9 protein-coding genes are annotated in these 12,193 nt (G+C 47.0%); 5 read left to right on the forward strand and 4 right to left on the reverse strand.

Translation table 11 applies throughout. From position 1 onward, the window contains the following. Both QUA58_RS29590 and QUA58_RS29595 read right to left on the reverse strand, forming a co-directional pair. Positions 1 to 3,809: DUF4347 domain-containing protein (locus tag QUA58_RS29590; protein ID WP_333397672.1), on the reverse strand; the 3,809-nt coding region annotated here is incomplete at its 3' end. Positions 3,810 to 4,581: 772 nt separating this feature from the next. Continuing rightward, the gene (locus QUA58_RS29595; RefSeq protein WP_333397673.1) at positions 4,582 to 6,678 is read right to left on the reverse strand and encodes a prolyl oligopeptidase family serine peptidase; all 2,097 of its coding nucleotides are present in this window, start codon (positions 6,676 to 6,678) and stop codon (positions 4,582 to 4,584) included. Positions 6,679 to 6,936: 258 nt separating this feature from the next. On the opposite strand from QUA58_RS29595, the gene QUA58_RS29600 reads away from it, so the two are divergent. Then, positions 6,937 to 7,206, forward strand: a complete 270-nt coding sequence (locus QUA58_RS29600) for a hypothetical protein (RefSeq protein ID WP_333251494.1) — start codon at positions 6,937 to 6,939, stop codon at positions 7,204 to 7,206. After that, on the forward strand, positions 7,184 to 8,050 hold the full coding sequence (locus QUA58_RS29605; protein ID WP_333397674.1) for a flagellar assembly protein H: 867 nt from the start codon (positions 7,184 to 7,186) through the stop codon (positions 8,048 to 8,050). Before QUA58_RS29600 ends, QUA58_RS29605 begins: the two co-directional genes overlap by 23 nt. A gap of 101 nt (positions 8,051 to 8,151) precedes the next feature. Here the strand turns inward: QUA58_RS29605 and recR are convergent, their stop codons facing one another. Both recR and QUA58_RS29615 read right to left on the reverse strand, forming a co-directional pair. Beyond that, positions 8,152 to 8,745 (reverse strand): recombination mediator RecR, encoded by a 594-nt coding sequence (gene recR / locus QUA58_RS29610; protein ID WP_172187730.1) that lies wholly within the window; start codon positions 8,743 to 8,745, stop codon positions 8,152 to 8,154. Between the two features lie 40 nt (positions 8,746 to 8,785). After that, entirely contained in the window at positions 8,786 to 9,154 is a 369-nt protein-coding gene (locus tag QUA58_RS29615; protein ID WP_333251500.1) for a translation initiation factor, read from the reverse strand. A 240-nt stretch (positions 9,155 to 9,394) separates the two neighbouring features. Here QUA58_RS29615 and trpB point away from each other — a divergent pair, with 240 nt between their 5' ends. The 3 genes from trpB (at position 9,395) to QUA58_RS29630 (ending at position 11,932) form a co-directional block, all read left to right on the forward strand. Further along, entirely contained in the window at positions 9,395 to 10,633 is a 1,239-nt protein-coding gene (trpB, locus tag QUA58_RS29620) for a tryptophan synthase subunit beta (RefSeq protein ID WP_333251503.1), read from the forward strand. Between the two features lie 69 nt (positions 10,634 to 10,702). After that, entirely contained in the window at positions 10,703 to 11,209 is a 507-nt protein-coding gene (locus QUA58_RS29625) for a CAP domain-containing protein (RefSeq protein ID WP_333251505.1), read from the forward strand. A gap of 90 nt (positions 11,210 to 11,299) precedes the next feature. After that, entirely contained in the window at positions 11,300 to 11,932 is a 633-nt protein-coding gene (locus QUA58_RS29630; RefSeq protein ID WP_333397675.1) for a ribonuclease D, read from the forward strand. Positions 11,933 to 12,193: the final 261 nt, after the last annotated feature.

Raw genomic sequence — 12,193 nt, forward strand, 5'->3', positions numbered from 1 at the left:
ACTCCTTGGGCCGCTGGGGGCAGGGTGTTGATGGTGTAGGAGGCGATCGACCCATCGGGGTCATTTCCTCCCAATCCCGCCACCGGCGCGCTGCTGTTTGGCCCTACCGTGAGGTTAGTCGGTGTCGCGAATGGCGGTTGGTTGGGTGTCGTTCCTGTTAAACCAAGATTCGCGTTAGCTGGGGAGCTAACTGAGCCGAGGTTATCTGTGGCGCTGTAGGTAAAATTGGCACCGGTAAAGCTACCTGTGGATTGGAAAAATAGTTGTCCTATCTGTGCCGGTGTCAAAACTTGACCCGGTGTCACGGCGACTCCGCCGTTGGCTGGATCTCCTAAAAACAGGACTCCTTGGGCCGCTGGGGGCAGGGTGTTGATGGTGTAGGAGGCGATCGACCCATCGGGGTCATTTCCTCCCAATCCCGCCACCGGCGCGCTGCTGGAGGCCCCTACCGTGAGGTTAGTCGGTGTCGCGAATGGCGGTTGGTTGGGTGTCAGAGTTGTAGTCACGCTAGCACCGGGTGCAGTACCGTCATTGTTGCCGGGAGTCGGGTCCGGGGTAGAGGAGCTACTCTTGGCGGTGTTGCTGACGCTGCCGGATGCCGGTGCGATGAAGCTGATCCTGCGGGTGACGCTCTGTGCGTTGGTTAAGGTGACAAGGGGGAAGGTGACGACACCTGAAATGCTATCGTAGGTACCGCCCTCGGAGATGCTGACTCCTGTTAAGCCGGGAATGATGCTGTCGGTAATTGTGATGTTATCTGCTGTGCTCGGCCCGTTGTTTTGGGTAACGATGTCATAACTCACTGTCCCGCCCGCTGTACTGTTGAGAGTACCGCTTTTGGTGGTAACGACATCGGCACTGGGTGTCAGAATCGTGGTGACACTCGCACCGGGTGCAGTACCGTCATTGTTGCCGGGAGTCGGGTCAGGGGTAGAGGAGTTACTCTTGGCGGTGTTGCTGACGCTGCCGGATGCCGGTGCGATGAAGCTGATCCTGCGGGTGACGCTCTCTGTGTTGGTTAAGGTGACAAGGGGGAAGGTGACGACACCTGAAATGCTATCGTAGGTACCGCCCTCGGAGATGCTGACTCCTGTTAAGCCGGGAACGATGCTGTCGGTAATTGTGACGTTATCTGCTGTGCTCGGCCCGTTGTTTTGGGTAACGATGTCATAACTCACTGTCCCGCCCGGTGCACCAGAAATAGACCCGCTTTTGGTGGTGATCACATCGGCACTGGGTGTCAGAATCGTAGTCACGCTAGCACCGGGTGCAGTACCGTCATTGTTGCCGGGAGTCGGGTCCGGGGTAGAGGAGCTACTCTTGGCGGTGTTGCTGACGCTGCCGGATGCCGGTGCGATGAAGCTGATCCTGCGGGTGACGCTCTCTGTGTTGGTTAAGGTGACAAGGGGGAAGGTGACGACACCTGAAATGCTATCGTAGGTACCGCCGTTACTGACGCTGATTCCTGTTAAGTTGGGAACGATGCTGTCGGTAATTGTGACGTTATCTGCTGTGCTCGGCCCGTTGTTTTGGGTAACGATGTCATAACTCACTGTCCCGCCCGCTGTACTGTTGAGAGTACCGCTTTTGGTGGTAACGACATCGGCACTGGGTGTCAGAGTTGTAGTCACGCTAGCACCGGGTGCAGTACCGTTGTTGTTTTCAGGAAAAGGGTCGGGGGTAGAGGAGTCACTCCTGGCGGTGTTGCTGACGCTGCCGGATGCAGGTGCGATGAAGCTGATGCTGCGCCTGACGCTCTGTGTGTTGGTTAAGGTGGCCAGGGGGAAGGTGACGATACCTGTAATGCTATCGTAGGTACCGCTGTCGGAGATGCTGACTCCTGTTAAGCCGGGAATGATGCTGTCGGTAATTGTGATGTTATCTGCTGTGCCCGGCCCGTTGTTTTGGGTAACGATTTCATAACTCACTGTCCCGCCCGGTGCACCAGAAATAGACCCGCTTTTGCTGGTGACTACATCGGCAAGATTGTTAGTAATTGTAGTTGGGACTTGAGAAGTGGGTTGGGAACTATTGTTGTTAGCTTTATTGGGGTCGAAAGTGCTGGAGTCGCTATAGGCGGTGTTCGTTAAAACAGTGCCTGGTGTTGCGGGAACTGTTGCGGTGATGGTGCGGACTTGGCTAGCACCGTTAAGGAGAGTCGGAATCACCGGCCAGACGACATTCCTGGTAACGGGGTTGTATGTGCCACCGTCGGAGGCGCTGAAGAAAGTTAAGCCTGCAGGGAGGGGATCTTGAATCAGGACGCTTTCGGCACTGCTTGGCCCGTTATTTGTAGAAGTAATAGTGTAGGTAATGTTGCTGCTGGGTATGGCGTACAGCGGGCCTTTTTTAACAATGGAAACATCGGCTTGGAGTGTAGGCTCATCTATACTTTCGACGAGGACATTGTTGAGTTCGTGAATGTTTGTACTTCCTCCTGTGGCAGCAGCAAAGCCAAATTTAAAAGTAGATGGCACTATTCCGTTTACGGCGGTCAAATCTGGTATGGTGATTAGTGTTTCGCCCGGTTCAAAAATACCGTTGTTGTTCAAGTCTAAGGCAACTGTCAGACGGTTAGGTGCTATTGTCGAAGTCGGCGGCAATAGGGTAATTTGGACGCTTCTTTTAGTATTAGCATCGGTGCGATTCGTGGCAGTTTCATTATCTATGCCAATGGCAACAGAAGCGTTAGTTATAAAACTATAGGTTCTGCTTTCGCTGCCTCTAATTCCTATTGAATCCTTTACCACTCCCGGGCCACCCACACGCCCGAAAGTAGCTCGTGCTGGTGGGAGGGGTTGCTCCTCGGAAAAATTGCCAAACTCGTCTAATCCGACACCTAAGTAACCTCCTGAAATACCCTCTGAGTTCAGAGCAGGAGTGAGACTATTATTGCTAGCATAGCCGAGAGATCCGCCAAAGCCTCCGGCTTTTGTTGGCGTTGCTGTTCCGTTAATCAGGAAAAAACTAAGGCCATCGGCACCATTACCGTTATAGGCAAAGATATCAAAGGTAACTCTTAGACCTTCAGTGGCAGAGATGGGGTTGTTGTAGAGAACATAAGCTGATTGGTTATTCGCGTTTGATGTTAATCTCAAAGCGCCGCCGCCTGCTGGATCGTTATTTCCTAAACTGGGAATAACACCGGAATTGGCGGCACCTGCGGTTAAACCTGGTGGAGTGGAAGTACCAGCAACTCCATATATCCAAGGCCCGACTACTGTTGAATTTTTAAAGTCTTCAGATACTAAGGTAGCCAGGACTGATGTGTAGTTTTCTAGGACTTCTTTTTCAAAGGCTAGTTCGGCATTGATTTGTCCTGTGGTAATTTCTAATTTCCAGTCGCCTCCGAGTGCTGCGCTTCCAGTTGGGTTTTGGGATGCTGCAATATTTGCTCCGGTGAATTCGCTAATTTTTTGTATAAATTTAATGCCGGATTTGCCTGCGGCTACGTTACAGCCGTAAAGTAGAATGCTGGCGGATTGGCTGAGGGATTTTCCCCACTGCTGCAATTGGTTGCTGTAGGTTTCTAGGTTGTCAAGATTCAATTCTGCAGGGCCGATCGCGATTGCTGCTTCTCGGCCGTGAGATACTACGTGCAGGCTGTTGATATTGTGGCGCTGACCCAAAATTTCGGTGATTTGGTCGATTCCATCCCGGGTTCTATCGAGCAGGATTACTTCTGTACCGCTTTTCACTCCCCTGAGAAACTCTTGGTAGTTTTCTACTTTTGAATCCACAATCGCTAGATTTTTTAGGCTAGCCGTCTCTGCTTTATAGCTGGCTTGTCTCAAGATTTTAGTTTCCATATTGGTATATTTCCGTGTTGGTGCGGCTGACAAATTTGACAGATTTGGGATGGTTCTCATTTTTGGTTGATTTGGTTGCTAAATCTAAGCTACCCCTTTTCATGGATGACGATAAACTTTCAACTATAAAGTTTAAAAAAATATTTTTTTAGGATACGTAATAGTTGCCTATATTTGTTATTTGTGAGGTTAGTCAATCATTAGACAGGATTTACTGCGATCGCCGTTGGATGTCCTGATGCGGCCGATGGCTGCAAATTCTAACATGAATAAGGGGTCACAGCCTTTGTATTAGCCAAGATGCTCTATTTTTGGGAAAAATGATCTCAGGTCTAACGTTAGTTATATGGTAAATTACTTACGGATTCATCAGCCCAAGGGGTCTGACCCCTCATACTGCTTTTCTTGGTCTGGTGACATCGAGGCTGGCTCAGACAGCTTGAACCGTAAATATACTGAAAATATTAATTTCATAAAAATTGGCAGATTTTGACTTTGAGGTGCGATCGCTGTTGAAAGTTGAGAGTACCGCATTTCTAGAGATTTATACTTATACTAATTTGTCGTGCAGTAAACTCACAGCCATGTAATAATACCCACTCAACGCTACAAAAGTTAACAAAAAAACTTGACAAATTATATATGTTAATACCAGGATTTTGGTGACAAAAAAGAACGATCGCCCTTGAATTCAAAAAGAACGATCGCCCTTTACACCCTCTTTCTATCTAAATCATGAAACTGCGTCGATCGCACCCTCTAACGCCGCTTGCTAAGCGTCAATATCCAGCTCGCGCACTAAAAAAGCCCATTCATCAGCCAATTCTTCAATCACTTTAGCAGTAGGTTTGCCGCCCCCGTGTCCCGCTTTGGTTTCGATCCTAATTAACACCGGCTTTTCTCCGGCGTGGGTTTCTTGCAAGGCAGAAGCAAACTTGAAACTGTGGGCCGGAACTACTCGATCGTCGTGATCGGCAGTTGTAATCATTGTCGCCGGATAAGCGGTTCCCGGTTTGAGATTGTGCAACGGAGAATAGCCGTGAATTGTTGAAAATTCTTCGGGATTTTCCGGCGAACCGTATTCAGAAGTCCAAGCCCAACCAATGGTAAATTTGTGGAAGCGCAACATATCCATAACACCAACTGCCGGCAATGCTGCACCGAACAATTCCGGCCGCTGAGTCATGCAAGCCCCTACTAATAAACCGCCGTTGCTGCCACCTGCGATCGCCAATTTTGCCGGTTTGGTGTATTTGTTTTCGATCAACCATTCAGCGCCAGCTATAAAGTCGTCAAACACGTTTTGCTTGTTGAACTTTGTGCCTGCTTGGTGCCATTCTTCGCCGTACTCGCCGCCGCCCCGCAAACAGGCTGTGACGTAAACTCCGCCCATCTCCAACCACACAATCCTGCTAACCGAGAAACTAGGAGTCAGCGAGATGCCAAAACCGCCGTAACCGTATAGGTATGTCGGGTTATTGCCATCTAATTGCAAGCCTTTTTTGTGGGTGATGAACATCGGTACTTGCGTGCCGTCTTTGCTGGGATAAAATACTTGCTTTGTCTCGTAATCTTCGGGGTTGAAATCTACATTCGGCTGGCGGTAAATTGTGCTTTCGCCTGTCACCATGTTGTAGCGGTAAATAGTGTTAGGTGTAGTGAAACTCGTGTAAGCATAAAAAGTTTCGGTATCGTGCCGCTTGCCGTCAAATCCTCCCGCCGAACCGATTCCCGGCAAAGCTATTTCTCGCGCGAAACAGCCGTCTAAGTTGAAGATTTTAATTTGGGTGTAGGCGTCTTTCAGATAAGAAGCCACAAATTGATTGTTGAGGATGCCAATACCTTGGAGGGTTTCGGCTGCTTCGGGGATAATTTCTGTAAATTTCCCTTGACTTTCATCGCCAGCGAGGGATAAAGGAGGGGGGTTGTTGGTGTCGATCGCAATTACCCGGCCGCAGGGTGCATTTAAGTCAGTTTGAAACCAGAACAGAGGGCCTTCATTGTCGATAAAGCTGTACTCTGCCTCGAATTCGTTAATCATTTCTACAACAGGGGATTCAGGGGCAGTTAAGTCTTTATAGAAAATCAGGTTTTTTGTTTCAGTTCCCTGCCAAACTGATACAATTAGATATTTGCCGTCTTCAGTGATGCCGCCGCTAAATCCCCATTCTTTTTGGTCGGGGCGATCGTAGATTAATACGTCTTCAGATTGGGGCGTGCCGATTTGGTGGTAAAACAGTTTTTGGTAATAGTTAACGTCTTCGTGCTTGCTTTTTTCGTTGGGTTCGTCGTAGCGACTGTAAAAAAAGCCTTTACCGTCGTGAGTCCAAGATGCCCCTGAGAATTTTACCCACTTTAAATGATCGGATAAATCTGCACCTGTTTCGATATCGCGGACTTTCCATTCTTGCCAGTCGGAGCCGGAGGTTGACAAACCGTAAGCCATATTTTTACCGTCTTGGCTGATAGCTACGCCGCCCAAAGCAACGGTTCCGTCTTCTGAGAGAGTGTTGGGGTCAATTAATACTTTGGGTTCGCCCTCAAGGGATGTTAAAGTATAAAGTACGGATTGGTTTTGCAGACCGTCATTCTTGTAGTAGAAATAGCGATCGCCTTCTTTGAAAGGTATCCCGTATTTCTCGTAATCCCAAAGTTGAGTCAGGCGCTGTTTGATTTTTTCCCGCGCCGGAATTTCGTTGAGGTAAGAAAAAGTGACTGCATTTTGGGCTTCTACCCAAGCTTGGGTTTCCTCAGAGTCGGGATTTTCCAGCCACCTGTAGGGGTCAGGTACTTTGACGCCGTGGTAGTCGTCTGTTTGGTCGATTTTGCGGGTTGTGGGGTAGCTTAAAGGTCGATCGAATTTAGCCATGATTTTTTACTACTCTCGGTAACTTTGTCCAGTTTACCCTTTCGCGGCAGTGACAGGGGAGAGTCGCTCAATTGGGGATTTGAGATTTTATCCTAAATCTGGGTTAAAGAAGTAACCCTACCTCAAAAAATAGAAGACTTAGATACCTGAATTTTTTCAAATATTGGGTGTATAACATAGAAGCGATCGCCAATAAAAACTGTTTTAAAATGAGATATAATTAATTTAGTTCTTTTCGGAATACAGTGCTTCCCAAGAATGACTAAATTCCCCCATGACCAGTTTGCCAAAGAATACCTAAGAGAGTTATTGTCACCTCTCGGAGAAGTAGAAACAAGTAAAGATGTTTCTGCTCAAGTTCGAGAAATTGATATCTGGTTTAAACCCACTTCTGTATCGCCTGAATACGTAGAGAATTTAGGCTTATTAGGTCAAATGACTGCGACTGTGGCTGCGATCGAACCATTTCGCAATGCCGTCAATACAGAGGATATCTTCAGTTGTGTTGTCAAACCTTTTAAATACTAGGGCAGAATTACTGCGCCGAGCTAATCGAGAAGAGCAACGTTTAGAATCCCAGCAATTACCGAGGTTGTGGATTCTGACTCCCACTGCTTCGGAGGCTTTGTTAAGCAGCTTTAATTTTATGCTTCCAGAAGAGTCAGAAGGTTGGGGGAGGGGGGTTTATTTTCTATCGGAAGTTTGGCGAGTAGGATTGATAGCCATTCACCAGCTACCGAATGTTCCAGAAACGATGTGGTTGCGGATTTTAGGTAAGGGTAAGGTACAGCAAGGGGCGATCGCGGAATTAACAAGATTGCCTGTTGATAGTCCCCTACGAGCTAGTACGCTAGAATTATTGTACAACCTGCAAGCGAATCTGCAAGTAAATTTAGCAGCTAGTGCCCCAGGAAATCAGGAAGATAAGGAGTTAGTTATGGCGCTCGTACCTCTGTTACAACAAAAAATAGATGAGGCCACACAACAAGGAAGAGAAGAAGGAAGACAAGAAGGAAGAGAAGAAGCACAGCGGTTGATTTTGCAGAACTTTCTGCAAGTCAGATTTGGGGAGTTAGACGCTCAGACAATTGCCTTTTTTTCCTCTGTATCGGCTTTACCTGTTGGTGAATTCACTATGTTGTTAGTGCAATTATCCACATTGCCAATCGCCCAAGCAGATAGGCAACAAGTACGAACTTTAATCGCCGAAAATGTCTTAAGAAAGCGCTTTGGTCAATTAGAAGTAAACACCGTCAATCTCATCCCAAATTTGCTTGCATTGTCTGCCGAAAACTTATCGCTATTGCTGTCACAACTGCCAGATTTGTCAATAGAAGAACTAATGGCTAGATTAGAAAATTCTTCCCTTTGAGTAAAAAAAGAGCGATTAAGCTCGATCGAGTTCTTGTGGAAAGTAGGGGTTGGGCGTCCCGCCCGCCAGAAAACACAATTTAGATGCGGGACAACTTATAACTAATCCAACTCCCTCCTTCCTTCCAAAGCGCGAGCTAATGTTACTTCATCGGCATATTCCAAATCTCCCCCCATCGGCAAACCAAAAGCTATGCGCGTCACTAAGGTAAAAGGTTTTAATAAGTGACCGATATAAAGAGTAGTAGTTTCGCCTTCCACGCTGGGACTAATAGCAATAATTACTTCCTTAATCTTTTGCTGGCTGACGCGCCGGACTAATGGTTGAATGTTCAATTGTTCCGGGCCAATTCCATCCATCGGCGAGATAACGCCACCAACAACGTGATATTTGCCCATATATTCTCGCGTTTTTTCTAAAGCAATTACATCGCGGGATTCTGACACTACACAAATGGTATGACTGTCGCGGTTGGTATTGCGGCAAATTTCGCAAACAGGGTCAGCAGATAAGTGAAAGCATACTTGACAGAAACCTACTTGCTGTTTGGCATCAATCAAAGATTTAGCTAGGGCTTGCACTTCTTCTTCCGGTCGCTTCAAAATATGTAAAGCTAAACGCTGGGCGGTTTTTGGGCCGACTCCGGGCAAGCGCTGCAATTGTTCGATTAAACGAGCTAAAGGTCGAGTGTACATGAAGGTTAAAAATTAAAACACGGTAATGACTAATGACTCATCATCCTCCACTAACTTTAGCTTTGTAGCCGAGTTTTTTGAGAATTTCGAGAAGTTGTTGAGATCGATCGCCCTGAAGTTCGATTTCATTTTCCTTAACCGTCCCTCCTGCACCGCATTGAGCTTTAAGCTGCTTTGCCAAAGCTGCCAAAGTTTCAGGTTTTCCCTGAAACCCGGTGATGACAGTGACAGTTTTGCCGCCGCGGCCTTTCCGAGACGCTTGCACTCTCAAATTTTGTTGAGCTGGCGGGACTTCGGCAACTCCTCTTTCGAGGGCGGCCGAATTGTCAACATTGCCAAACTCGGAGTAAACTATTCGTTTGCCGTCTGTCGTCTTGATATCAGAATCTTTGCGTTTTTGTGCTGCCATATGTTAAAATGCCTGAACTTTTTTTACGGGTATTTCTAGTTTTAGCGAATTGGGGTATGGTTGCGATCGCTCGTTTGCGATCCCATCTTCTACCTATTGTATTAACCCGTCAAGGATTGAAAGAATTATAATGAAATTTGTTCGATCGGCTCAAGTCCACAACCGATTTGGTACGATCGACACCAAGGCTCTAGCTTACCCGCGAATCTAAAAAATCTAAAATCTAAAATCTAAAATCAAATGACTGTCACCCCCCTGCCTCTCACCACCGAAACCACCGCGCAACGCCCCGACTCCCTCGGCAGATTCGGCAAATTCGGCGGCAAATACGTCCCCGAAACCCTGATGCCCGCTTTATTTGAACTTGAAGCCGCTTTCCACAAATACAGCAGCGAACCCGAATTTCAACAGCAACTCCAACAATTGCTCAAAGATTATGTCGGCCGCCCCAGCCCTTTGTATTTTGCCGAACGCCTCACAGAGCATTATGCTAAACCAGACGGTACCGGCCCCCAAATTTACCTCAAACGCGAAGATTTAAACCACACCGGTGCTCACAAAATTAACAACGCTTTAGCTCAAGCACTGCTGGCAAAACGCATGGGTAAAAAGCGCGTAATTGCTGAAACTGGTGCCGGTCAACATGGCGTTGCTACTGCCACAGTTTGCGCTCGTTTCGGGATAGAATGCGTTGTCTACATGGGCGTTCACGACATGGAAAGACAGGCTTTAAATGTGTTTAGAATGCGGCTGATGGGAGCCGAAGTGCGGCCGGTGGCTGCAGGTACGGGAACGCTGAAAGATGCGACTTCCGAAGCGATTCGCGACTGGGTGACAAATGTCGAAACAACTCATTACATTCTCGGTTCCGTAGCGGGCCCGCATCCTTACCCGATGATGGTGCGCGATTTCCATACGATAATCGGTCAAGAAACGCGGGCTCAGTGTCAGGAAAAGTGGGGTGGTTTGCCGGATATTTTATTAGCTTGCGTCGGCGGCGGTTCTAATGCAATGGGTCTTTTCCACGAGTTTGTCGGGGAAGAAACTGTCAGATTGATTGGTGTTGAAGCGGCGGGCGAAGGCGTGGATACGGACAAACACGCTGCTACTTTGACTAAGGGAAGTGTGGGAGTTCTGCACGGGGCGATGAGTTATTTGCTGCAAGATAATGAAGGTCAAGTGATTGAGCCACATTCGATTAGTGCGGGTTTGGATTATCCGGGCGTGGGGCCGGAACACAGTTATTTGAAGGATGCTGGTAGGGCTGAATATTACAGTGTAACTGATGCACAAGCTTTGGATGCTTTTCAGCGGCTTTCGCAGTTGGAGGGGATTATTCCGGCTTTGGAAACTGCTCACGCGATCGCCTATTTAGAGACTCTGTGCCCGCAGCTAACAGGCAATCCGCGCATTGTGCTTAACTGTTCGGGACGCGGCGACAAAGACGTGAACACTGTGGCGAAGGTTCTGAATATCTAGTTTAGCGGAATGTGGGGCGATCGCTCTGTAGGAATCGGTAACAATTAACTTTATTTTTCGTTTGATTTCATGTCCAAAGGTTTGATTTCGATTTGCTTGGGATTGTTGACAATCCTGCCTACTTGTGACACCTCCATTCCTCCGCGATCGCTGCCACAAACTCCCATGAATACTAATGTTGCTTCGAGTGCTATTACTGACTTAGAAACAGCGGTTAACCAACAGATCAATCAATATCGAGCATCTAAAAAGTTGCCACCGCTGAGTATCGATCCGCGAATCAGTCAGATAGCAAGAATTCACAGCGAAGATATGGCTAAGGGTAAAGTAAGTTTTAGCCACGATGGATTTGAGGGGCGGGCAAAAGCAATTACTATTCCTTATCAAAGTGTAGCTGAAAATCTTGCTTATAATTTTGGCTACAGCGACCCGGTACGCAATGCTGTTGAAGGTTGGATTAAAAGTGACGGGCATCGCAAAAATATGGAGGGTCAGTTTAATGTGACCGGTATTGGGGTTGCCAAAAATGCCAAAGGCGAGTATTATCTTACTCAGCTTTTTGTTCGCAGTCGGTAAATAGAAGGAAGAAGGAAGAGGGAAGAAGGAAGAAGGCAGTCAACACTCAACAGTCAACAGTCAACAGTCAACAGTCAACAGTTACCAATAATGGAATTTGCAGATTTTCAAGTGTACGATCGTGATATTCCCGATTCTCTCTTATCTTATTATTTGACAGCGGAGGCGATCGCCGTTGATACGGAAACAATGGGTTTGCTACCTTGGCGCGATCGCTTGTGTTTGGTTCAGTTGTGCAATCCCGAAGGTAAAGTTGCAGTGGTGCGGATTGCCAAAGGCCAGACAGCAGCACCGAATTTAAAGAAGTTAATGGAAGCCGAAAATATTGAGAAAGTATTTCATTTTGCGCGCTTTGATATGGCAACAATGCGTTACAATTTAAGTATTGACATCGCACCAGTTTTCTGCACCAAGCTAGCTAGTAAACTTGCTAGAACTTATACCAACAGACACGGATTGAAAGAATTAATTCTAGAACTTGAAAAGGTAGAATTAAATAAAACATCTCAAAGTTCCGACTGGGGAAATGCGACTAATCTTTCTGACGATCAACTAAATTATGCTGCTAACGATGTCCGCTATTTGCTGAGCGCTAAACAAAAGTTGACTGCTATGTTGCAGCGAGAAGAACGCTGGGAAATTGCACAGGAATGTTTTCAGTGTTTGCCGGTTTTTGTAAGTTTAGATTTATTGCAGTACAAGGATGTTTTTGAACACGGTTGAGACTCGTGCAGTTAAAAACCTCTCGCTCGGAGTAGGCGATTGATATATAGCCTTTCTCAGAAAGATGAGGTACGACTGGGCATAGGGCATAGGGCATAGGGCATAGGGCATAGGGCATAGGGCATAGGGCATACCTCATTTTTTTGAGAACCGCTATAATTCATCTGTGTTTATCTGTGTTGATCCATTACTCACAAGTTAAGCTAAAAGCACTGTTGTCAATGAGTAATCTTACTCATTTTTTTACCGAGATACCAATTA

The organism is Microcoleus sp. N9_A1, assembly GCF_036701795.1.
Classification (GTDB): domain Bacteria; phylum Cyanobacteriota; class Cyanobacteriia; order Cyanobacteriales; family Microcoleaceae; genus Microcoleus.

Coding starts and splice junctions, on each gene's coding strand:
- QUA58_RS29595 (WP_333397673.1), bottom strand. CDS start 6,678: ATGGCTAAATTCGATCGACCTTTAAGCTACCCCACAACCCGCAAAATC.
- QUA58_RS29600 (WP_333251494.1), top strand. CDS start 6,937: ATGACTAAATTCCCCCATGACCAGTTTGCCAAAGAATACCTAAGAGAG.
- recR (WP_172187730.1), bottom strand. CDS start 8,745: ATGTACACTCGACCTTTAGCTCGTTTAATCGAACAATTGCAGCGCTTG.
- QUA58_RS29615 (WP_333251500.1), bottom strand. CDS start 9,154: ATGGCAGCACAAAAACGCAAAGATTCTGATATCAAGACGACAGACGGC.
- trpB (WP_333251503.1), top strand. CDS start 9,395: ATGACTGTCACCCCCCTGCCTCTCACCACCGAAACCACCGCGCAACGC.
- QUA58_RS29625 (WP_333251505.1), top strand. CDS start 10,703: ATGTCCAAAGGTTTGATTTCGATTTGCTTGGGATTGTTGACAATCCTG.
- QUA58_RS29630 (WP_333397675.1), top strand. CDS start 11,300: ATGGAATTTGCAGATTTTCAAGTGTACGATCGTGATATTCCCGATTCT.